Source organism: Pseudoalteromonas lipolytica, assembly GCF_003515105.1.
GTDB lineage: Bacteria > Pseudomonadota > Gammaproteobacteria > Enterobacterales > Alteromonadaceae > Pseudoalteromonas > Pseudoalteromonas lipolytica.
Genome location: NZ_CP032090.1, coordinates 2,158,326 through 2,182,146 on the forward strand (window position 1 = coordinate 2,158,326; position 23,821 = coordinate 2,182,146).

A 23,821-nucleotide genomic window follows, 5' to 3' on the forward strand; every position below is an offset into this window, starting at 1 on the left:
ATGATTCAGTCAAGGATGACTATATTTACATTCTATTACATTACTTTTTTTGAAATGTGCCATAGTAACTAAATAATCATTCAGTTGAATTATTTTTGTGTTATGTTATCAATCAAGTAGTGGAAATTTTTGCCAAGGAGCAAACAGTATGAAGAACTTATTAATCGCAACGGCTGTTTTATTTTTAGCGGCTTGTGCTAAAACCCCTGATTGGGATTACGATAAATCAGCTGACTTTAGCAACTATAAAACTTTCTCGTGGGTTCCTAACGCGAGCCTAACAAAGAATGTTGCAAACTACCAAATCAGTCCATTAATGGAAAAGCGTGTCCGCGAAGCGGTAAATGCTGAACTTGAAAAAAGTGGTATGCAACTGGTTGACGTTGCACAAGCTGATGTACTTATTAACTACCATGCATCTGTTGATACTAAAATCGATGTAGATACGTTTAATGTTGGTTATGGCGCACGCTGGAATTATTGGGGCATGGGCTACAACACGCAAACGACAACGCGTGAGTACGAAGTAGGCACATTAATTTTAGATGTTGTCGACCGCGCTTCTAACCAACTTGTTTGGCGTGGAGCTAAAGAAGGTCGTTTACAAAAGAACCAGTCACCAGAAAAACGTACTGAAGTGATCAAAGAAACTGTCGCGAATATTTTAAGTAACTTTCCGCCACAGTCAGTGAAACAATAATTACATGTTTCGATAAAAGACCGCGATTAATTCGCGGTTTTTTTATGCCTAAATCAATGCTGGTTGGAGTGGTATAACTCAGTGATTCAGATACAATAGCCGCAATTTTGCAGTGGTTTGCCATGTTTATACGGTAATTAACCCCACTGCTCTCAACACAGTAATCATAAGAGAGTTTTAGATGGTACGAGCGGTACACTTCACACTTCCTGCATTATTCGTCACTTGCTCACTGTTTGCAGAAGAAGCAAACAACATTGAACAAATCACCGTTGAAGTATCAGCAACAGCCAATAAAGAACCTGTTGGCACCTTTGATGCGCCCGTTTCAAATTTAGAATACGACCCACGTGTCGACTTACAATCACGTAATATGGCTGAGGCACAAGCCGATGTGACGATACGGGGGGGTATTTTTGAAAATACCGGCTTTCGTGTTGGCAGCAGCACCTTATTCGATCCACAGTCAGGGCATTACTTTGCAGAAATTCCTATTGCACCGCAGATGCTAGCAGGCCCAGCTGTTCTAACCGGTGCTGATAACGCTCTATATGGCATGAATAGCTCTGTAGGGACCGTTTCATTTGGCTGGCGACCTATTACAAGCACGGGGAGTGCTTCGTTAGGGGTTGGTAGCAATGGCTTTAACTTACAGAGTATTCATGCAGCGCACAGCCAAAAGCTTGAGAGCATGCCTGATTGGCGCTTAGGCTTTGAAGGTGAGTATTCGCATTCAAAAAGTGATGGTTCTATTAAGAATGGTGACCATGATTTTGAACGCGCATCGGCACGCATTCAACTGGCAAGTGACACTTCACAAACTGATTTAATGTTCGGTAAACAAGCAAAGTTTTTTGGTTGGCCCAACTTATACACGCCGTTTAATTTTAATGAAACCGAAGATCTTGAAACCACTTTGGTAATGTTAAATCACAAACACTTGTACGGTGCGAGCAATACATTTGAAGTGACCGGTTATTATCGTAAACATAACGATCACTATGTATTATCACGTGAAAACCCCGCTATTTTTGAAGCATTTCACGAAACAACGGTAAAATCACTGGGCTTATCGGGCCGCCACGCACTCAACACGGCATATGCAATTAACTACTCAGGGCAATTTATTGCAGATTCAATTGAGTCTACTTCTCTTGAAAACAACTTTACTTCACGCAATTACACAAAGTTAAGCGTATTGCCAGAATACACAACAGCACTTGCTACTGACAAACAGCTTACCGTGCGTGCGGGTGTAGCATTTGATAACACAAATCGTGATAGTTCAGATACCTCCTTCATTGCTGATGCGAGCCTTAAAGTTGTCAATCAAAATGGCAGTGAACACACGTGGTATGCGTCATACGCAGAGGCAACTCAAGTACCAGGTTATACAGCGATTGGTGGCAGCGAAACAGGTGGTTTATTCAGAAGTAACTACAACCTTGAGCGCGAAACGACCGACAACCTCGAGTTAGGCTTACTAATTGAAGAGCAAACATGGCGCTTAGATTCAGCGATATTTTATCGTAAAGATAAAAACCTCACTGACTGGACCTACCGCTTTGATGCAACCTCAGCGCGTTTTGCCAACCCTGTTGATATTGATACTTTAGGGGTTGAGTTCCTAGCTAATAAGTCGTTTGACACCACCGAGCTTATTGCCAGCTACACCTATTTAGAAAAGTCCGAAGATTATGGCGCAGCGGATATTGATGCGAGTTTTTACGCCCTAAACTATCCAGATCACCGTGTAACACTCGGTGCAGTTTGGCAACCAATGGACGTACTTGAACTGCGTATTGATAATGAATGGCGTAAACAGCACAGCAATCGCCTGAGACGCTCAAGCGATGAAGCCTTCTTTACGCAACTGACGCTAAAATTCACTCCGGCTCAGCTTGAAAATGTGTTTATTACTTTAGCAGCAGACAACATATGGGATGAATCATTCGAAGAAGTCCCCGGCACTCCAGGACGTGGCGAGCAATATACACTAAGCGCTACGTATAGCTGGTAGTTCACAAACCAAAAATGCCAGTCAATAAGACTGGCATTTTTGGTTATATTCTTAGGCTAAAAATGAATGATATAAGCCATAAAATATCGGAGAGCTAACTAAAAAACCCACAAATAATATTTTAAAAAAACTATCTTTGCTTTCAATAGAACTCATAATCGATACAGAATCCGTATCAGCCTGTTCTATGGGTTTAAATCTTCGGTAAGTTTTTACCACCACTAAACCGATAATGAATGGCATGACGATAGCTAATACAACTAACAACAAAAATAACCACGCTTCATTGGATGTGTGTCTCATATTCTTCCTTAATTACAAAATCAGTGTATCGTAACTAAAATAGAACCAGCTTGCTAAATGTTTTATGATAAATATTGTTTAAAGCTTTTCAGCAACAACAGCCAAATTTATGTCATCTGTTCAAGTTCGGTAATTAAATACAATGCTTGTTCGTTAGTCGTGCCACACACATCTATCGTGGCAGAAAAATCACTGCATACTTTGGGTCTTGATTCGTCACCAAATAATTTACACAAATTATTCTCATCAAGCTGAATACAGCGCTCTCCGGCCGCTTTGCCGTTTGGCATCCCTGGAATGGGTGAGCTAATACTAGGTGCAATACAACAGGCGCCACAGCCTAATCTACATGCCATTTTATCTGTCATCACGTACCTCTTTAAGAACCTTTATCGCGTCTTTGTAATATGTGTAATGGTTTGTTACATCTTCAAACGCCTTGTAAACACTTTATTGCGTATGCTTAGCCTAACAAATTTTAAATTTAATCATTACCGTCAACCGTGAGGGAATATCCCGTGGCTAGTAAAAAACAAATCATTCTCCCTATTGCCGTTTTAGTCGGCGGCTTAGGAATGGCTTTTGCGTTTGCCTCAATGAAGCAAGCCCCTGTCGAAAAACCAGAACAAGATACGCGTCCGCTTGTATCGATTAAACCATTGAGCTTCGATACGATTACTCTCGATGTAAAATCGTACGGCATTGTTAAGCCAAAGAATCACACCGAGCTTGTAGCGCAAGTTAGCGGCCAAGTTGTATCGCTTTCTGATCAGTTTGTACAAGGCGGTTTTGTTAAGCAAGGCGATATTCTAGCACGAATTGACCCAAATGATTACGAAGCAGCACTTATCGAAGCCGAAGCTGGGCTTGCACAAGCAAGTTCTGCTCTGGAGATTGAACGTGCACAAGTTTCTGTTGCGCAAGCTGAGTGGGATCGTATCAAAGGCGACTCTCATCAAGTTATTCCCTCTGAACTTTACCTACGTAAACCACAACTCGCTGAAAAACTTGCTAATTACCGTGCAGCGCAAGCAAGCGTTAAGCGTGCTAAACGCAACTTAGAACGTACTTATATTAAAGCCCCTTACGATGCCATTATCGAAGAACGCTTAATTAGTTTAGGCAGTGTTGTTAACCCGGGTAACAGCTTTGGCAGTTTAAGTTCTACCTCACTTGCTGAAATCCGCTTACCCGTTGCCGATAAAGACTTACAGTATCTGGATAATCAAGGTATTGGTGCAAACGTTTCTATTAGCGCTGAGTTTGCTGGTAAACAAACCACGTGGCAAGCTACCATTGTTCGCACTGAAGGTGTGGTAGACCAACGCAGTCGAATGAATTATTTAGTTGCCCAAGTTGCTACGCCCTACCAGCAAAAAAATCCATTACGTTTTGGCTCATACATCAACGCGACTATTCAAGGTCGCGCTTTAGATAATGCCATTGTTGTGCCACACCACTTAGTAAAAGACAACAAAATTGCCGTTTTACAAGAAGGCGAAACACTGACATTTAAAACCCTTCATATCGTGCGTGAACAAAATGGTATGGTGATCGCGGATAACGGCCTTGCGAATGGCGAAAAACTCATTACCTCAGCCCTTGAGTACCCCACTGAGGGGATGGCAGTAAAGTTAGATAACGCTGAGTTAAGCGCGCCAACCACGCAACTCGCGTTAAAAGAGGACTAAGCCATGACCACGCAAAGAGAAAAAGGTTTAATCGCGTGGTTTGCTCGCAACCCTGTTGCAGCAAATCTCCTCATGATCTTTATTTTAGTGGGCGGTTTACTAACAGCTATGTCTGTTCGTAAACAGATGTTCCCACAGTTTGAAAGTAACTGGATCAGCATTCAAGCTGTTTATCCGGGTGCTGCTCCACAAGAAGTCGAAGAAGGCATCACAATAAAAGTCGAAGAGTCACTTGAAGGACTCGAAGGTATTAAACGCTTAATTACCTATTCGAACCGCGGGTTTTCACAAGCCTGGATCGAAATTGAAGAACAATACGATCCGCAAGAAGTGCTTGACGAAATCAAGATGCAAGTTGACTCAATTAATACCTTTCCTGCAGAGATGGAACGGCCTATTGTTCGCCGTGATAAGTACGAGCAAGAAGTCATGATCTTGGCGCTTTATGGCGATATGAGCAATTACCAATTAAAAGAGCTGGGTAACGACATAAAAGATGAACTTCAAGCGTTACCACAAATCAACTTAGTTGAATTTCACAGTGGCCTAAATTATGAAATTGGTATTGAAATAAGCCCTGATAAACTGCGCGAGTATGGTTTAACCTTCCGGGATATTGCGACTGCCGTGCGTAGCTTTTCGGCAAATATGTCGGCGGGTCAAATTCGCTCTGAAAATGGTTATATTTCAATGCGTGTTGAAAACCAAGCTTACCGTGGTAAAGAGTTTGAGAACCTCCCGTTATTGCACCTACCCGATGGCGCACAAGTGCTACTTGGCGATGTAGCCACCGTGAACGATGGCTTTGAAGAGGGTCTGCAATACTCAAAATACAATGGCAAAAACTCATTAACGTTTGAAGTTAATGCCTCTAAAGATCAAGATATCACCAAAGTTGCAGCGGTTCTTAAACAGTACCTTGCTGATAAAGCCCCACTCTTACCAGAGGGTGTAAAATTATCACCTATTGTCGATTTAACTTACTACCTTGAAGGTCGTCTAAATATGATGATCGATAATATGATTTGGGGGGGTATTTTGGTGATGGTGGTACTCGCCCTATTCTTGCCATTGCGATTAGCATTTTGGGTCATGATGGGGTTGCCTGTGTCTTTCCTAGGTGCTTTTTTAATGATGCCAATGGGCTTTTTAGATATCACCGTTAACCTTGCATCCTTATTTGCCTTCATATTAGTTCTGGGGATCGTCGTTGATGATGCCATTGTGGTCGGTGAGTCAGCCAGTGCTGAAATTGAAAAACACGGCCATAGCCTTGATAACGTTGTGCGTGGTGTAAAACGCGTTGCCATTCCTGCTACATTTGGTGTACTAACAACCATTGCTGCATTCTTACCGCAAACACTGGCGTCGGGGCCTGGTTCTGCGTTCTCTAAAGCCATTGGTGGGGTTATTATTTTATGTTTAATTTTCTCTTTGATTGAATCGAAACTTATTTTACCAGCTCACCTAGCGGCAATGAAAAATAAACCTGCCAACCCTAAAAACCCTTTACATCGTTTGCGTTTAGGTATGGATAACGGTTTGAAAAACTTTGTCGATAATTATTACACGCCATTTATTGGTCACTGTATTCACTATCGATATACCGTTATTGTTGGCTTTATTTGTGTCCTTATTGTGAGCGGTGGTATGTTTGCAGGTGGTTTAGTGAAGTTTGTTGCGAACCCTAAAATTCCGCATGACTTCCCGCGCATCTCAGTCGAAATGAACTTATCGTCATCTGAGCAAGCAACGCTTGAGACAGCAAAAACAATTGAAAACGTCATATTAAATGTCGATAAGCAACTGCAAGAGCAGTATGGTCAATCGATGATCCGTGACTTATCAGTCAGCTTACGAGGTCGCACCAATGCCAATATTATGGCTATTTTAGTTGAGCCTGACTTACGCCCTATCGATACATTTCAGTTAAGTGCGTTATGGCGTGAACAAATGCCGCCACTGCCTGGTGTAAAAACACTTAACATTCAAGACAGCATAATGAATGGCGGCCGTGATGATGGCGATGTAAGTTTTCGCTTAGAAGGCAAAGACATTAACAAACTAAAAGAAGTCGCAGCAAAACTTAAAGAGAAACTTAACAGCATGGAAGGTGTTGGTGACGTTAATGACTCACTACAATCGGCGACCGATGAAGTACAGCTAGAGCTTAAACCTCTTGCGTATAGCTTAGGTCTTACACTGTCTGATGTTGCTTCACAAGTGAGTTTTAGTTACTACGGATTAGAGGCACAACGTATTCTTCGCGAAGGTGAAGAGATCAAAGTCATGATTCGCTATCCACGAGAATCACGCAATGCTGTGAGCGACATTACCGATGCACGTATCATTACGCCAACGGGTGTTGAAGTGCCGCTGGCAGAAGTTGCTAAAGTAAATATCGTAGATGGGGTTAACCGTATTCGCCGAGAAAATGCAAAGCGTACTGTTAATGTGTGGGCTGCGGTTAATACCGAGCAAGCAGAACCATTTGCAATCGCAAAAGAAATTCGTGATGAGTATTTACCCAGCCTACTTAAAAACTACCCAGGTGTAGAAAGTAATGTAGCAGGACGTATTCAAGAAGAAATGGACAGTGTGGCTGAGCAAGTACGTGATTTTGCTCTGTCGATGATGATTATTTTTGCATTATTAGCGATTCCACTTCGCTCATATTCTCAGCCATTTATTATCATGTCGGTTATTCCATTTGGTGTGATTGGTGCCATGTTTGGTCACATGATTTTAGGGATGACCATGAGCAGCTTGTCGGTATTCGGCATTATTGCGGTTGCAGGTGTAGTTGTGAATGATTCACTCGTAATGGTCGATTTTGTTAATAAAGCCCGAGCAGAAGGAGTCGCAATTAAAGAGGCAGTAATGCAAGCAGGGGCACGCCGCTTTAGAGCCATTTTATTAACGTCAATCACTACATTTATAGGTGTGTTGCCAATAATTATGGAAACCAGTTTACAAGCCAAAATAGTTATCCCAATGGCTGTATCGCTGGCGTTTGGTGTGTTATTTGCGACCGTGATTACATTAATTTTAATTCCATGTCAGTACGTGGCATTAGAAGACTTCAAGCGTTTAATTGCTAAACTAAGAGGCAAAAAAACAACGCCTGATGCCCCACTACAGACATCGAGTAACTAAGCCCTCTCATTATCCCAACCAAGCGCTTGGTAAGCTTTCTTACCAAGCGTTTTTTGTTAAAAAATAAACAAATATGTTCCTAAAATTTTCATAACTTTGCTAAGCTTAAGTGTGTAAAAAAGAAACAAATTCAAAGAATACTAATTTGCATATTCTAAGAGTTATTTTTAGGCGAAAACCCTCGTCGCGAGCACTGCAAAATTTCGTTGTTCAAAATCAGAAATTTTTAACGCTGTCAGCATCAGGTTTTACCCCTCTGAATAATTAAGTATTAATGCTAATTAGTGTCACTCTTACAAACACGTTATAAGGACATAGCTATGAAATTTATTCGCTACACTGCCTTGGTTAGTTGTTTATCTTTTTGTATTCCTGCGCTGGCTGAAAACCCATATTTACAACAACAGCTTGAACCTATTTTAATTGGCGAATCTCATTCTGTAGAAAGCGAACTAATCCACTCCCCTGAAATGACTGTTGCCACCTACAAAGCAAATAACTTTGAACGTGTTTGGTCTGATTTTGCGTACACAAAACAAGCTCTTAATTTAATTGCACAAGCTGAGCTTGAAGGACTTTTCCCTAACGATTACCACTTTGACACGCTGATGGCATTGGCAAAAGAAATTGACAAGCGCGGCACGCAAGCCGTCGAAGCACAATTCGATGTGCTGATGACCGATGCCATCATGACTTACGCAAAACACCTGATTCGCGGTAAAGTGAACCCTAAACTACTATCCGACACATGGAATTACGAGCAGTCTGATGTCACCCCAGATGCCGCTGCAAAAGCGCTGCTTAAACATGTAAAATCAAAAAGCCTCGAAAAAGGCCTTAATGATTTAAAATCCACTCTGCCCCACTATAAAACCTTGAAAGATGCATTGGTTTTTTATCGCGAACTTGACACCAAAGGTGAGCTTGCAAATATCACATTACAAAATAAGGTATTAAAACCCGGTCAATCAGACCCCGCTGTGCCACTATTAAAACAAAAACTACAACGCTTAAACTACTACTCTTCTGGTATTTCAGATGAAACCAGTTACGACAATGAACTTGTTGAGGCTGTTAAAAAATTCCAATATTTACATCAAGTTGCTGACGATGGTGTAATAGGAAATGAAACCATAAAGCTGCTCAATAGAGATTACAGTGAATATGTTAATGATATCTTAGTTAATTTAGAGCGCATTCGCTGGGTAGACAACACCATTACCGAGCGTTTTTTAATCGTTAATATTGCGGGGTATATGCTTTATCTGTTCGAAGATAACAAACTTCAATGGAAAACCAATGTAGTTGTAGGCCAAAACTACACAAAAACCCCCATATTCAAAGGGCAAATGAGTTACATAGTAATGAACCCGACTTGGACAGTACCACGGAGTATTTCTGGAGGGATTATTAAAAAAATGAAAGATAACCCCAACTATCTGAATGAAAAGGACTTTGTGGTAGTAGATAGCCGCCGTAACCCCGTAGATAGCAAGAGCATTGACTGGGCTAATGCGAACCGCAAAAACTTCCCGTATTGGTTTGTACAGCAACCTTCAGAAAATAATTCACTGGGACAAATCAAATTCATGTTCCCAAATAAATACTCAATTTATTTGCACGACACTCCTGCAAAAAGTTTATTCCAGCAAGACCAACGTGCATTCAGTCATGGTTGTGTGCGGGTTGATGAGCCACTCACACTCGCTGAAAAAATATTAGGAACCTCGGATGGTTGGTCTCGCAGTAAAATTGATGACGCTATCTCTGCTCAAGAGACACAAAAAGTAACCCTGTCAAACCCGCTTGATGTCTTTTTAATGTATTGGACCGTGGCTGCAAATACAGATGATGGACTGCATTTTTACTCTGATGTGTATAATCGCGATCCTGTGTTACTAAAAAAACTCACTAAGCCACTTTCAAATGATTCAATCTAGAGGTATCTATGAAATTTAGCCTAGTGGTTATCAGTACGTTGTTTGCATGCATAACACTGCCTATCAGTGCACTTGAGCTCAACAACTCGCTGCACAGTATTGTAATGGATGCGAATGAAGTGCTCACCCTTGATAACACGGCTGACTTTTCTGCTACCGATGTGTCAGATGTAAAAACAGAACGGTTAGGCCCAGCAAGCCTCGCCGTTTATGCTCCTGAAAAAGCAGGGTTTTATTCTTTAGTACTGGCAAATTCACACGCTGAACGCACCTTAATGGTTATTGTAAAAAAGCCGTTTAACGCCAAAAACAAAGTACTGAATAATTACCAAATTGGCACGTACCCTGCTCCATACAAAAACAACCCACAGTACAGTGCCCCATCAGGGCTTATTGAAATAACAGAGCAGGATTTAACACGCCAATTAACACCTCATGTGCAAGTTAGAAATGTGATTTGTAAACAAGTAAGCGGTTTTCCAAAATACCTTTATGTTAATAACGACGGGTTAATGATGCTCGAAGATTTACTTAAATTTGTGCAACGTGAAGGAATTAAAGTAACTAAATTTGCCTTTATCAGTGGCTACCGTACGCCTCATTACAACCGCTCTATTGGTAATGGACGACACAGTCGTCATCAATATGGTGATGCATTTGATTTATACATCGATGAAAACGGCGATGGCCGCATGGACGATTTAAACGGTGATGGCAAGCTCACCATTGCCGATGTCGATGTACTTTATAAACTGTTCGAAAAATTTCAAAAGCAAAGCCGCTACACTGGCGGTATTGGCCGCTATAAACCTGCGTCTCATCATGGTGGTTTTGTACACATAGACAACCGTGGCTTTACCGCAAGGTGGTAAGACACTCTATTAATAAATGAATTGTAATAGAATGTTTCTTTTATATTCCAATGAGATAATGATTAAGCTATTGTGAATTAGTACAAAAATCACACTAAATAGAAAATCCATCGCTCACATAGTGTCACGGCTAAAACGAGACTGCCTCTTTTGGAATTAGAATGGATTAGATTCATCATAAGGACAGCAATGAAAACATTTATAAATTACATAAAACTGCTCTTTATCATTTCAATAATTATTTTTACAAGCCTTGCCCGCAGCCAAGATATGCAAACTGAGATGGCTCACTTTATTCAAGGTTTTCATGACTACAAGCAGTTCAATGGCAATGTACTAGTCGCTAAAGATGGAAAAGTACTGTTTGAAAAAAGTTATGGCTACGCAAACTTTGAATGGGATATTAAGCACAGCGAGAAAAGTAAATTTAGAATAGGTTCGATTACAAAACAATTTACTGCCATGCTCATTTTACAACTTGCGCAACAAGGTAAGCTCAAACTTGATGAACCTCTGGCAACGCACCTTCCTGATTACAGGCAAGATATCGCAGCAAAAATTACTCTTCGACAAATACTCAACCATACTTCTGGGCTTAGTAATTACACTCAATTAAAAACATTTCGCGACGAATATAGTAAAAACAACTACAGCGTTGATGAATTTATTCGCTTATTGTGCAGTGATGATCTATTGTTCGAACCTGGCACTGAATTTCGTTATAGCAACTCAGGCTACTTTATTTTAGGTGCGGTAATTGAAAAGGTAACGGGTCAAAAATACAAAGACGTATTACAGAAGAATATTTTAGATCCACTCGGAATGAGCGACACTGGCTATGATTCTCACAATAAAATAATTAAATTTCGCGTATCGGGTTACGACAATGGCCTAACTGGCTACAGCAACACAGACTACTTAGATATGTCTATCCCGTATGCTGCTGGGTCTATGTATTCAACAGCACGAGATTTACTAAAATGGGATCAAGCCCTTTACTCAGATAAGTTATTGAACAAAGAATATAAAAAGCAGATGTATCACGTGTCTGAGCAAAGAAATTATGCGCTTGGTTGGGAAGTAACTAACCTTGATAAAAGCACCTATGGAAAACCCCTGACACGTATTCAACATGGCGGTGGCATCAATGGTTTTAATGCATTTATAAGTAGGATCATCGAAGACAAATTACTGGTTATCATTTTAAATAATACCGGTGGTGCGCCACTCACCCCCATGACTAATGGCTTACTTGCAATCTACTATGACAAACCCTACGAAAAAGCGACAGAGCATGTAGATAGCAAACTTTATAACGTATTTAAACGTGAAGGTATTGAAGGGCTAAAGAAAACCTATCAGCAAATGGTGAGTGATGGTAATACGCCAAGAGAAAGGTCGCTAAACTACTTTGGCTATGAATTAATGCAGATGGGTGAGCTAGACGCCGCAATCACGGTGTTTGAACTCAACAATCAATCTTATCCAGATTCCGCAAATACGTTTGATAGTTTAGGTGAAGCATATTTAGCAGCCGGTGATAAACAAAAAGCATTAGCAAGTTACAAAAAAGCGCTCAAGCTAGACCCAGAAAGTAACAGCGCACACGACGCGATTGAAAAACTGCAATAACAAAAGAAGCCACGCCACGTGGCCTCTTTTTACTTTTAGCATGACTAAAGCGCTCGCGGGCTCACTTTAATTAAAAGTATAAAGCCTGAGGGGAATTTCACCCTGCTCTGAGAATGTTGCTTAGCCATAAAGATGAAAAAGCCTCGTTATTCTATACTTAAAATAATTAGTTATCGAGTACCCGCTTATCTAAAATACCCTTTTTAATCAGTTGATTGAGTATAGCTTTGGTTTTTTCGCGGCATATATCCCGAACTAAACGAACCGCAGGTGTAATTGATTGCCGACTTGGACAGATAAGCCACAGCTCTGCACACAAATGCGGATAATCTTGCATAACAGGTATTACACGTTCATTAAGCAAATCATCACTGATATCAATGCATGATTTAACTGCAAGGCCTTTACCTGCAACACACCATCGTCTGACTAAATCACCATCATTAGAGGCACGGCGACCTTGCATTTTTACCTTAAAACGTTCTGTGCCGTCAGTAAAATCCCAGACATTATTAATGATATCTTGCAGTTGATAAAAAAGCCCCTGATGTTGTTTCAAATCATGTGGGTGCTTAGGCATACCATGCTTGGCTAAATAGTCTGGGGTTGCACATAATATACGTGGCACATTACAAATTTTGAAACCATAAAGATTGGAATCTGATGGCGAGCCATAGCGCAGTGCAAAATCGACTGAATCACGGTAAAAGTCAACATTACTATCACTGATATGCGGTCTCAAGCTGAGTTTGGGGTACTCATCTAATAATTCATCAAGCCAAGGAATAATCATATTACGGCCCAGATCAGATGATAACGCCACTCTAAGCTCCCCTTCAATTTCATCATGCTCGCCTTTTAATGCAAGAGTTGCTTGCTCAAGCATGGCAATTGCCTGCTGACATTGAGGCAAAAAGCGCTCACCAGCTGCTGATAAACGCAAGTGACGCGTTGTTCGCACAAATAACTCAGTACCGAGTGCTGCTTCAACACGCTTTATTGCTGCACTCGCTGTTGCTGAGCGCATATCTAGTTTTGCAGCAGCGGTAGTAATGCTGCGGAATTCAGCGACCTTGAGGATTAATTTCAGATCTTCAACCAACATATTAACTAAAATTTTTTGATAATGTTTATTGAATTATGCGCTTTATCACTAAGTATGCAAGGCGTACACTCGGTCATATTGTTATACATGCGGGAGCAATTACATGACACACCCTATTATTTCAGACTTACAACGCCGTTATACAAGCAAGCGCTACGATGCAACTAAACGCATTAGCCAAGATGATTTGGCCGTTATTTTAGAAGCACTGCGCTTAACTCCTTCATCGATTAACTCGCAACCATGGAAATTCGTAGTAATTGAATCAGACCAAGCAAAACAGCGTTTACACGACAGCTTTGCAAACAAGTTTCAGTTTAATCAATTACATGCGAAGGCCGCCTCACACACTATATTATTTGCTTATAATCCTCGCTACAAACGTGAAGATTATGAAAAAGTCATAGAGGCAGACATTGCTAATGGACGTACAAAAGCAGAAAACAAAGAAAGCGCTTTTGGTGCCTTTGCTTTTGTTGATTTAAATACCGATGAACAAGGTAATAATGCACAGTGGACTAAGTCACAAACGTATATTGCGTTAGGCAATACCATGCATGCCGTGGCTCGTTTAGGCATTGACTCTACTCCGATGGAAGGGGTTGATAAAGATTTACTCGGTGAGCTTTTCGCTGATGAGCTAGATGGGTATGTCTGTGAAGTTGCTTTGGCAATTGGCTATCACGAACCTGAGCAAGATTATAATGCTGCATTACCAAAATCGCGTTTAGATAAAGATACTATTATTTCAGTGATTTAAGCGCTACATGCCGTGTATTACGCCTACTCTCGTAGGCGTAATATTTAATTTAACGTTGTATTGACCTTCACATTACGCGCCATACCTTCACTTAAGTCAGCAGTAATCGTTGCAAAACCACCATTAATAAGCGCTAAATTTGGCGCAACATGTCCAATGTCTGCATCGACAATAACCGGAAATAAGTTGCCTTTAAATGCGAGCTCAATTGCTTGGTATTCATCAAAGTAGCAGTCGTTATTTATTGCAGGGCTGCGACCAAACACAACGGCATTTACATCGGTAAAAACATCATTCAATTTTAACGATAACAAACAGCGTGCAAGTGCCATCGGGCTGAGCTCTGCATTTTCTAAATATAAAATAAGTCCTTCAGGTGCATACTGTTTTTTAAATTCATGTAATGCGTAGTAATTAGAAGGTAATAGTAAACCTAACGTATCCAAACAGCCGCCTATCAAGCGCCCTGACACTTCAATTTTACGTGTGTCTTTGTAGTTTATACAACGCCATTGGCTCGGTGCAGTTAAATCAAACTGTGCCTGCGGCTGGTGCGAATAATCTATAACAGACTGCTGGTAATAAGGTGAGGCCACTTGATTTAATTGACCTTTTTCACCTAATTGTAGTGCTTTGAAAATGTTTGCTAAGTATTCATCAGGATCGTCTGGGTGAATTTGCATTAAATTTGCTGCGTGCAGTGTTGCCCAACCACATCGTGTCGTTAAAGCACATGCAAATGTACTGATATCTGAAAATCCCACTAACCACTTCGGTTGTGCTTGGCTTATCGCATTAAAATCAAGTAAAGATAAAATTTCCATGGTGAGATCGCCGCCCCATGGCGGCATGATAGCGGCAATTGAGTCATCTGTTAAAAACTGCATTAATTCATCTGCACGCTGTTTTGCAGGACTATGGGCTTCGCGTAAGCATGCCCCTTCTATAACTTGAAAGCCTTTTGCTTTTAAGCCCGCCAACACAAGATCTAAACGTGCGTGATATGCTTGATCAACCCCTGATGAAAAAGCGCAAATGGCTATTTTATCGCCTTTTGAAAGCGCTTTAGGGTAGTGAATTTTTGCCATTGTCACCTCTATATAATCGTTAATAGAACGCCAACGTAACGAATAATTGGGTGGCTGTAAACAGGCATAAAAAAACCGCGGTATAAAACCGCGGCTTCATCAATGCTTGGTTAAGCTATTAAATATACTCAACTTCAATGATTTCGTATTCAACTTCACCATTAGGTGTTTTAATGGTAACGGCGTCATCAACCTCTTTACCAATTAAACCACGCGCGATTGGCGAGTTTACAGAGATCAGGTTATTTTTGATATCTGCTTCATCATCACCCACGATTTGGTATTTAACCTCAGCGTCGGTTTCAACATTAACGATAGTAACCGTTGTACCAAAAATAACTTTACCTGTCTTAGGCATCTTAGTTATATCGATGATTTGTACATTTGAAAGCTTCGCTTCAATTTCTTGAATACGACCTTCACAAAAACCTTGTTGCTCACGAGCAGCATGATATTCCGCGTTTTCTTTCAAATCACCATGCTCACGTGCGTCAGCAATATCAGCAATGATTTTTGGACGGGTAACTGTTTTTAATTCGTTAAGTTCTTCGCGCAGTAATGCTGCACCACGAACCGTCATCGGAATTGATTGCATATTATTCTCACTTAATCCCAAGGGCGAATCACTCGCCCTTGGCACATTTCCTTAGTTCATTCGCTGGTGTAGTTCCTGAACTGACGTCACTTTGCTACGGTCGTCTGCTTGGTTTGCAGTACAGTTAGCAAATGCCGCGTTCAGTGTCGTTGTGTAGTTAGTCTTGTGCTGTAACGCACCACGACGTAACACCTTCGAATCTTCAATCGCTTGGCGACCTTCAGTAGTGTTTACAATGTAGCTGTATTCACCATTTTTAATTCTATCAAGAATATGAGGACGACCTTCGAATACTTTGTTTACGCGACGAACTGCAATGCCAGCGTCTTCAAGTGCTTTGGCAGTACCACCTGTTGCATCTAGCTCAAAACCAAGTTCAGTCATAGTTTTAGCAAGTTCAACAATACGTGGTTTGTCACTGTTGCGTACCGATAGTAACGCGCGACCACCGCGTGGTAAAGTGTTGCTTGCACCTAATTGTGCTTTAGCGAACGCTTCGGCGAATGTTTCACCAACACCCATTACCTCACCCGTTGAGCGCATTTCTGGGCCACGCATTGGGTCAACACCTTGGAACTTAGCAAACGGTAATACAACTTCTTTAACGCTGTAGTAAGGAGGAATCACTTCTTTGGTGATACCTTGGCTTGCCAATGACTGACCTGCCATACAACGCGCTGCTACTTTAGCAAGTGCTACACCCGTTGCTTTTGATACAAACGGTACTGTACGCGCTGCACGAGGGTTTACTTCGATTAAGTAAACTTGGCCGTCTTTCACTGCAAACTGTGTATTCATAAGACCCACTACGCCAAGCTCAAGTGCCATGTCTGTCACTTGCTTACGCATTACGTCTTGTACTTCAGCAGTTAATGAATGAGCAGGTAATGAACATGCTGAGTCACCTGAGTGAACACCTGCTTGCTCGATATGCTCCATAATACCGCCGATAATCACTTGCTCACCGTCACAGATAGCATCAACGTCAACTTCGATTGCGTTATCTAAGAAACGGTCAAGCAATACTGGGGCTTCATTTGATGCAGATACCGCTTCAGTCATGTAACGACGTAAGTCATCTTCATCGTAAACGATTTCCATCGCACGACCACCAAGTACATATGAAGGACGTACAACCAGAGGGAAACCGATTTCAGCCGATTTTACAATCGCTTCTTCTAGAGACGTTACTGTTGCATTTTCAGGTTGAAGAAGGTTTAAACGCTCAACAAGTTGTTGGAAACGCTCACGGTCTTCAGCACGGTCGATTGCATCAGGTGACGTACCAATAACTGGCACACCATTCGCTTCAAGTGCACGAGCCAGTTTAAGTGGAGTTTGACCACCGTACTGAACGATTACGCCTTTTGGTTTTTCAACACGAACGATTTCTAATACATCTTCAAGCGTAATTGGCTCGAAGAATAGACGGTCAGATGTGTCGTAGTCTGTTGAAACAGTTTCAGGGTTACAGTTAACCATGATTGTTTCGTAACCGTCTTCACGTAGCGCTAATGCCGCGTGAACACAGCAGTAATCGAATTCGATACCTTGACCAATTCGGTTAGGACCACCACCAATTACCATGATTTTATCTTTGTCAGACGGGTTCGCTTCACACTCTTCGTCATACGTTGAGTACATGTAAGCTGTGTCTGAACTAAATTCTGCCGCACACGTATCAACGCGTTTATAAACTGGCACGATATTTAATTGGTGACGTTTTTTGCGAATTTCAGCTTCAGATACACCCGCAATTTCAGCGATACGTGCATCAGCAAAACCTTTGCGTTTAAGCTTGCGTAAGAACTCGGCATTTAAACCAGCCATACCTACTTCGCTGATTGTTTCTTCGTCTTTTAAGATATCTTCGATTTGTACTAAGTACCATGGATCGATTTTAGTCAATTCGAATACATCTTCAACGCTCATACCATGACGCATTGCATCAGCAACATACCAAATACGCTCGGCACCTGGCTCACGCAATTCACGAATGATTTTCTCTTTCGCTTTCGGGTCATCAAGCGCAACAATTGGGTTAAAGCCTGTTGCACCCACTTCAAGACCACGTAATGCTTTGTGTAGTGATTCTTGTTGGTTACGACCAATAGCCATAACCTCACCCACAGATTTCATCTGTGTAGTAAGACGGTCGTTTGAACCTGCGAATTTTTCGAAGTTAAAACGTGGGATCTTAGTCACAACGTAATCGATTGAAGGCTCGAATGAAGCAGGTGTTTTACCACCCGTGATATCATTTTGAAGCTCGTCAAGCGTATAACCTACAGCTAGTTTCGCAGCGATTTTAGCAATTGGGAAACCCGTTGCTTTAGACGCTAGAGCCGATGAACGAGATACACGAGGGTTCATTTCAATGATAACCATACGGCCATCAACTGGATTCACACCAAACTGTACGTTTGAACCACCTGTTTCAACGCCGATTTCGCGAAGTACCGCCATCGATGCATTACGCATGATTTGGTATTCTTTATCCGTCAACGTTTGTGCTGGTGCAACGGTGATTGAGTCACCCGTGTGAACGCCCATTGGGTCAAAGTTTTCGATAGAACATACGATGATACAGTTGTCGTTTTTGTCACGAACAACTTCCATTTCGTACTCTTTCCAACCGATTAATGATTCATCAATTAGAAGTTCATTTGTTGGTGATAAATCTAAACCACGCTCACAAATTTCATCAAATTCTTCTTGGTTGTATGCAACACCGCCACCGGTACCACCCATGGTGAATGATGGACGGATAATACATGGGAAGCCGATACGAGTAAGTACATCGTGTGCTTCGTCCATTGAGTGAGCGATTTCAGCACGCGGACACTCAAGGCCAATATTTTTCATTGCAGCGTCAAAACGCTCACGGTTTTCTGCTTTATCGATGGCATCCGCAGTTGCACCGATTAGCTCAACACCGTGTTTAGCCAACACACCGTGCTTGTCTAGGTCAAGCGCACAGTTTAATGCTGTTTGACCACCCATTGTTGGGAGTACAGCATCTGGCTTTTCTTTTTCAATAATTTTTTCTACCACTTCCCAGTGAATTGGTTCGATGTACGTCGCATCAGCCATTTCAGGGTCAGTCATGATAGTTGCAGGGTTCGAGTTTACAAGAATAACTCGATAGCCTTCTTCTCGTAGTGCTTTACACGCTTGTGCACCAGAGTAGTCAAATTCACAAGCTTGACCGATAACGATCGGGCCCGCGCCTAAGATAAGAATGCTTTTTATGTCGGTACGTTTTGGCATTGTTACTCCGGTTAAATTAGTTAGAACGAGCTTGCATCAAGTCGATGAAGTGGTCGAATAAAGGTGCTGCATCGTGTGGGCCTGGGCTTGCTTCAGGGTGACCTTGGAAGCTAAATGCAGGCTTATCAGTACGGTGAATACCTTGTAGCGTACCATCGAATAATGAAACGTGAGTTGCACGTAAATTCGCTGGTAATGTCGCTTCATCCGCTGCGAAACCATGGTTTTGCGCAGTGATCATAACCACATTGCGGTCAAGGTCTTTAACTGGGTGGTTACCACCGTGATGACCGAACTTCATTTTTACTGTTTTTGCACCAGAGGCAAGCGCAAGTAATTGATGACCTAAACAAATACCAAAAATTGGCGTATCTGTTTCTAAAAAGGTCTTAATTGCATCAATTGCGTAGGTACATGGCTCAGGGTCACCAGGGCCGTTCGATAAGAAAATACCGTCTGGGTTAAGTGCGAGTACGTCTTCAGCAGATGTTTGTGCCGGCACAACGGTTAATTTACAACCGCGGTCAACTAACATGCGTAAGATATTACGTTTAACACCGAAGTCATAAGCAACAACGTGAAATTTCTCGTCTGCTGCTTCTAGCGTTTTAAAGCCTTCACCTAATGTCCAGCTTGATTCACGCCACTCAAAATTTTCCTTGGTTGAGACAACTTTTGCTAAATCCATGCCTTTTAAGCCTGGGAAGGCTTGCGCAGCTTCGAGCGCTTTATTCTCATCTAACTCGTCGCCTGCAATGATACAACCATTTTGAGCGCCTTTATCACGTAAGATACGTGTTAATTTACGAGTGTCGATGTCAGCAATACCTAGGATATTGCGTTCTTTTAAGTAATCACTTAACGATTGCTCGTTACGGAAATTACTTGCTAGCAGTGGCAAATCACGGATCACTAGGCCTTTAGCCCAGATTTGACCCGCTTCTTCGTCTTCGCTGTTAGTACCCGTATTACCGATATGTGGGTACGTCAAAGTTACGATTTGTTCCGCGTATGAAGGGTCAGTCAAAATTTCTTGATAACCAGTCATAGACGTATTGAATACTACTTCACCGACTGACATGCCGTCAGCGCCGATTGCAGTACCGCGAAACACTGTGCCGTCTTCTAGGACTAACAGAGCGGATTTAGTCAAGTTAACCTCCTAACAGTAAAAAACGGGAGTAAAGTCATTTGCTCTACTGCCCGTTTAAAGCGATTGGAAACACGCATTTATGAATTTTTGGCAAATTGGCGCTATTTTACAGTAATTTGCTTTTCAGATCTAATCATAATTAATAAAATAGTAAAAATAAGCGTTATTAACTTAATTTTCACTGAAACTGCCAAAAAAGAAACTAAACTACTTCAAGTCAAGCACATCTTGCATGTCATAAAGTCCAGCCGGCTTATTTTTCAACCAGCCCGCAGCTCTTACAGCACCTAAGGCAAAGGTCATTCTAGAACTTGCTTTATGAGTTAATTCTAGTCTTTCGCCAGAAGTTGCGAAATATGCGGTGTGTTCACCTACTATATCTCCGCCTCGCATGACCGAATAACCGATTTCATTTTGCGATTTTGCTTGTTCATCGTGGCTTCTATCGAAACGTGCAACGTCATCATGTTGCCAGCCTTTTGCCTCTGCAATAGCCTCACCAATAGCTAAAGCCGTGCCCGAGGGCGCATCAATTTTATGACGATGGTGCGCTTCAAAAATCTCTATGTCCATGTCATCGCCAAATTTCACAGCTGCAGTCTGCACTAAGTTAAGCAGTAAATTAACGCCTACGCTATAGTTACGAGCAAAAACAATCGGGATATACTTTGCTGCATCGTTTAACGCTTCAAGGTCGTCGTGGGTTAAGCCTGTCGTGCCGATCACCATGGCTATATTTTTTTCTACCGCTGTTTTGAGGTGATTACGCATCCCCGCGGGTAAAGTAAAATCAATAAGTACGTCAGTCTCTTTTACATCAGTTTCTTTGCTAAATTGCACATCCGCATCAGCGGCACTGTTTAATTGATTAACAGCTAAATTAATAAGCGGTGAATTTTCACGGACATACGCCCCCGTTAACACAGAGTGCTCATTTTTTGTAACAGCCTCTAATAGTGCAAGCCCCATGCGGCCATTGGCACCAAATACACCTATACGGTTCATACTTTTACCTTATCTATTCTTATTAGCTGGCTAGATTTTATCGAAAACTCATGTAATAGTCAGGTTAGCTTATAAAAAATACAGCGCTAATTTTTTGGATTTATAAAATAACAACAATAATAACAGATAGCCTTTGCATTTAGCCATCTATACATTTAAACTTCTTCCTTTGCGCCGATTTGGTCTTTGGCTTGCGGGCGCTGTTGTTGTTTTTATTTTCATAAAACAACAACTAAATACAGCTAAAAGAAGTTTTTGGCTGTGTTTTTGGTTATCTAACGAGGAATATGATGCAGCCATCATTTAATAAAACAAAAGCAAAACTTTCTTTGCTGCCGCTTTTGGTGTTTGTCGGCTTATTTTTAGGCGCAGGCTTATACTTACAATCTCAAGGTGTTGATTACGCCTTTTATCAACTACCGGCACCGGTCGCTATTTTACCTGCCATTATGTTGGCCTTTATTTTAAATAGAAACACGATTAACCACAGTGTTGAAACGTTTATAAAAGGTGCAGGTCATAGCAATATCATTACTATGTGCTTGATTTACCTTCTTGCAGGTGCGTTTTCTGCCGTCGCAGGCGCAACGGGGGGTGTTGATGCCGTCGTGAATGCCGGTTTATCTCTTATTCCCCCAGCTTTATTACTTCCGGGCTTATTTTTAATCGCTGCCGTGGTTTCAACTGCCATGGGCACATCAATGGGCACCATCGGCGCGATTGGCCCTATTGCCTACGCCGTAGCGCAAAAAACGGGTATCGATCCGGCATTGATGGCCGGTACAATTGTATCGGGTGCAATGTTTGGCGATAACCTATCAATCATTTCTGACACAACTATTGCGGCTACCCGTACACAAGGTTGTGAAATGAAAGATAAATTTCGCGAGAATCTAAAGATTGCTCTGCCTGCTGCTGCACTCACCATTGCATTATTGTTCTTTTTAACACCGGCAGCTGAAGCGGTTGAAACACAGGATTACGATATATTACTCGTGCTTCCGTATGCCTTTATTTTAGTGCTAGCGGTGATGGGATTTAATGTATTTGTGGTGCTGTTTAGCGGGATTATTTTCGCAGCACTAATGGGCTTTACAGGCAGTTATGAAGGCGCAAGCTTTGTAAAAGATATCTACAAAGGCTTTACCGATATGCAGGAAATTTTCTTGTTATCTATGTTTATTGGCGGCCTGTCAGAATTTATTCGTATAAACGGTGGCCTTGATTACATTGCTAACAAAATTCAGGCAATCACGAAAATTATTGCTAAATGGCATCGTAAAGTTGCTGATCAATTAGGTATTGCAGCACTCGTAATGACGAGTAACGTATGTATTGCTAATAATACGGTGTCTATTATTGTTGCAGGCCCTATTGCGAAAAAACTGGCCGATGACGGTGAAATCACTGGCAAGCGCTCAGCCAGTTTATTAGATATTTTTGCCTGTGTAACACAAGGCTCTTTGCCCTACGGCGCACAAGCCTTATTGTTAGGTGCAACGTTTAAAATCAGCCCTTGGCAAGTATCTACATCGTCATATTATTGTTTTATTCTCGCGTTTACTGCGATTGCGGTAATATGCTTACGCCGTAATAAAGCCTAAGTTAAATATTTTTGAGCAGATTCGTCATTTTAAGGACGTATCTGCTATAATCCTCACTTTGTATCCCCCTTTATATACTAATTCGCTTAATCAAGTGAATTGTTATGACTACATCAATATTGAGATATGAACTTGAAAAAGATCCTTTCTATTGCTGCGCTATGTGCAGCGAGTACTTCGAGCTATGCGGCTAATTGGAGCTCAACGCAATTACACATCAATAACGGTGAGCACAAAAATCCGTTTTCTTTGGCTAAATCAAACACAACGGTTGTGTCATTACAGCATGCATCTGGTTATGACTATGGCGATAACTTCTTTTTTATTGACTACAGTGATGATGATTTACAAGATGGATATCAAGATAAAGACTTTTATGGTGAATGGTATTCAACCTTTAGCCTGTCAAAAATCTCAGGCAACGATTTTTCATATGGTGCAATTGCTGACGTAGGTTTAACTGCGGGCTTTAACGCTGCTGGAGACTCAAAGGTTCTAAAATATTTACCCGGTGTAAAACTAAGCTGGCAAGCACCAGGTTTTAGCTTTTTATCAACGTTGTTTACAGCCTACATTGATGACAGTGAAGGTGTTGCTCGTGGTGGTGCTCCTACTGAAACAAACAGCTGGATGATTGATGTAGCATGGGGCTACCCATTCACTATTGGCTCACAAAAATTTAATGTGACAGGCCATGTTGAGTACATTGCAGAGCGTGAAAACGAATTCGGTCAAGACGTTAAAGCATGGATTTTAGCACAGCCTATTATTACATGGGATTTAGGTCATGCAATCAGCATGAAAGAAAATACCCTGTTACTTGGCCTTGAGTGGCAATACTGGCATAACAAACTAGGCACAGATACCACTGAATCAGTCCCACAACTTCATGTTGAGTGGACGTTCTAAACGTTATCAATAAAACTG

18 protein-coding genes are annotated in these 23,821 nt (G+C 41.5%); 10 read left to right on the forward strand and 8 right to left on the reverse strand.

Translation table 11 applies throughout. From position 1 onward, the window contains the following. Positions 1 to 148: 148 nt before the first annotated feature. Together D0907_RS09820 and D0907_RS09825 are read left to right on the forward strand one after the other, a co-directional pair. On the forward strand, positions 149 to 700 hold the full coding sequence (locus D0907_RS09820; protein ID WP_036967710.1) for a DUF4136 domain-containing protein: 552 nt from the start codon (positions 149 to 151) through the stop codon (positions 698 to 700). Between the two features lie 181 nt (positions 701 to 881). Continuing rightward, a complete protein-coding gene (locus D0907_RS09825; protein WP_118844402.1) occupies positions 882 to 2,720 on the forward strand; it encodes a TonB-dependent receptor plug domain-containing protein in 1,839 nt (612 codons plus the stop codon). A 51-nt stretch (positions 2,721 to 2,771) separates the two neighbouring features. Here D0907_RS09825 and D0907_RS09830 read toward each other — a convergent pair whose 3' ends face one another. Both D0907_RS09830 and D0907_RS09835 read right to left on the reverse strand, forming a co-directional pair. Beyond that, entirely contained in the window at positions 2,772 to 3,023 is a 252-nt protein-coding gene (locus tag D0907_RS09830; RefSeq protein WP_065978689.1) for a hypothetical protein, read from the reverse strand. A 107-nt stretch (positions 3,024 to 3,130) separates the two neighbouring features. Continuing rightward, entirely contained in the window at positions 3,131 to 3,379 is a 249-nt protein-coding gene (locus D0907_RS09835) for a YkgJ family cysteine cluster protein (protein ID WP_174403858.1), read from the reverse strand. 162 nt (positions 3,380 to 3,541) lie between these two features. On the opposite strand from D0907_RS09835, the gene D0907_RS09840 reads away from it, so the two are divergent. The 5 genes from D0907_RS09840 to D0907_RS09860 all read left to right on the forward strand — a co-directional run bounded on the left by D0907_RS09840 (position 3,542) and on the right by D0907_RS09860 (position 12,314). Further along, positions 3,542 to 4,714, forward strand: a complete 1,173-nt coding sequence (locus D0907_RS09840; RefSeq protein WP_036967700.1) for an efflux RND transporter periplasmic adaptor subunit — start codon at positions 3,542 to 3,544, stop codon at positions 4,712 to 4,714. A 3-nt stretch (positions 4,715 to 4,717) separates the two neighbouring features. After that, positions 4,718 to 7,870 (forward strand): efflux RND transporter permease subunit, encoded by a 3,153-nt coding sequence (locus D0907_RS09845; RefSeq protein WP_036967697.1) that lies wholly within the window; start codon positions 4,718 to 4,720, stop codon positions 7,868 to 7,870. 320 nt (positions 7,871 to 8,190) lie between these two features. Beyond that, on the forward strand, positions 8,191 to 9,810 hold the full coding sequence (locus D0907_RS09850) for a L,D-transpeptidase family protein (protein WP_118844403.1): 1,620 nt from the start codon (positions 8,191 to 8,193) through the stop codon (positions 9,808 to 9,810). 8 nt (positions 9,811 to 9,818) lie between these two features. Next, positions 9,819 to 10,682: a D-Ala-D-Ala carboxypeptidase family metallohydrolase gene (locus D0907_RS09855; protein WP_065978691.1), complete on the forward strand. Its 864-nt coding sequence runs from the start codon at positions 9,819 to 9,821 to the stop codon at positions 10,680 to 10,682. A 189-nt stretch (positions 10,683 to 10,871) separates the two neighbouring features. Beyond that, positions 10,872 to 12,314, forward strand: coding sequence for a serine hydrolase domain-containing protein (locus D0907_RS09860; protein WP_118844404.1), 1,443 nt, complete (start codon positions 10,872 to 10,874; stop codon positions 12,312 to 12,314). Positions 12,315 to 12,480: 166 nt separating this feature from the next. On the opposite strand, the gene D0907_RS09865 is transcribed toward D0907_RS09860, so the two are convergent. Then, positions 12,481 to 13,419: a LysR family transcriptional regulator gene (locus tag D0907_RS09865; protein ID WP_118844405.1), complete on the reverse strand. Its 939-nt coding sequence runs from the start codon at positions 13,417 to 13,419 to the stop codon at positions 12,481 to 12,483. 103 nt (positions 13,420 to 13,522) lie between these two features. Here D0907_RS09865 and D0907_RS09870 point away from each other — a divergent pair, with 103 nt between their 5' ends. Further along, complete coding sequence (locus D0907_RS09870) at positions 13,523 to 14,179, forward strand: nitroreductase family protein (RefSeq protein ID WP_074989299.1); 657 nt, start codon at positions 13,523 to 13,525, stop codon at positions 14,177 to 14,179. Between the two features lie 44 nt (positions 14,180 to 14,223). Here the strand turns inward: D0907_RS09870 and D0907_RS09875 are convergent, their stop codons facing one another. The 5 genes from D0907_RS09875 to dapB form a co-directional block, all read right to left on the reverse strand. Next, positions 14,224 to 15,267, reverse strand: coding sequence for a S66 family peptidase (locus D0907_RS09875; protein WP_065978695.1), 1,044 nt, complete (start codon positions 15,265 to 15,267; stop codon positions 14,224 to 14,226). A 118-nt stretch (positions 15,268 to 15,385) separates the two neighbouring features. Beyond that, positions 15,386 to 15,862 carry a transcription elongation factor GreA gene (greA, locus tag D0907_RS09880; RefSeq protein WP_036967677.1) on the reverse strand — a complete coding sequence of 159 codons (477 nt, stop codon included), beginning with the start codon at positions 15,860 to 15,862 and terminating at the stop codon, positions 15,386 to 15,388. A gap of 51 nt (positions 15,863 to 15,913) precedes the next feature. After that, complete coding sequence (gene carB, locus D0907_RS09885; protein WP_036967675.1) at positions 15,914 to 19,132, reverse strand: carbamoyl-phosphate synthase large subunit; 3,219 nt, start codon at positions 19,130 to 19,132, stop codon at positions 15,914 to 15,916. A gap of 16 nt (positions 19,133 to 19,148) precedes the next feature. After that, positions 19,149 to 20,285, reverse strand: coding sequence for a glutamine-hydrolyzing carbamoyl-phosphate synthase small subunit (gene carA / locus D0907_RS09890; RefSeq protein WP_036967672.1), 1,137 nt, complete (start codon positions 20,283 to 20,285; stop codon positions 19,149 to 19,151). A 207-nt stretch (positions 20,286 to 20,492) separates the two neighbouring features. Beyond that, positions 20,493 to 21,290 carry a 4-hydroxy-tetrahydrodipicolinate reductase gene (gene dapB / locus D0907_RS09895; RefSeq protein WP_065978698.1) on the reverse strand — a complete coding sequence of 266 codons (798 nt, stop codon included), beginning with the start codon at positions 21,288 to 21,290 and terminating at the stop codon, positions 20,493 to 20,495. Positions 21,291 to 21,580: 290 nt separating this feature from the next. Here dapB and D0907_RS09900 point away from each other — a divergent pair, with 290 nt between their 5' ends. Then, a complete protein-coding gene (locus D0907_RS09900) occupies positions 21,581 to 22,894 on the forward strand; it encodes a Na+/H+ antiporter NhaC family protein (RefSeq protein WP_036967666.1) in 1,314 nt (437 codons plus the stop codon). Between the two features lie 126 nt (positions 22,895 to 23,020). After that, positions 23,021 to 23,803, forward strand: a complete 783-nt coding sequence (locus D0907_RS09905) for a nucleoside-binding protein (protein ID WP_065978699.1) — start codon at positions 23,021 to 23,023, stop codon at positions 23,801 to 23,803. Positions 23,804 to 23,821 lie beyond the last annotated feature (18 nt).